Here is a 223-nt window from a genome sequence, read left to right on the forward strand (position 1 = left end):
AAATGACGAAAAAACTATTTACAGAAAAAGAAATTGAAATACTATCAAAAAATCGATACGTAAAATCGGTCAGCCCAAAAGGAATTACTTATACCGACGAATTCAAGCGTACTTTCATTAAAGAAAACGAAAAAGGAAAACCCCCTCGCATTATTTTTGAAGAATGTGGATTTGATGTAGAAATCATTGGCATACAACGTGTTATATCATCAGGAAATCGGTG

At 32.7% G+C, this 223-nt stretch carries 1 protein-coding gene; it reads left to right on the top strand.

Features of this window, described 5'->3' with window-relative positions; genetic code table 11:
- Positions 1-2: 2 nt before the first annotated feature.
- Positions 3-223: HTH domain-containing protein (locus MR059_RS21690; RefSeq protein ID WP_313933216.1), on the top strand; the 221-nt coding region annotated here is incomplete at its 3' end.

Source organism: Bacillus cereus group sp. BfR-BA-01522 (genome assembly GCF_022662635.1).
Classification (GTDB): domain Bacteria; phylum Bacillota; class Bacilli; order Bacillales; family Bacillaceae_G; genus Bacillus_A; species Bacillus_A cytotoxicus.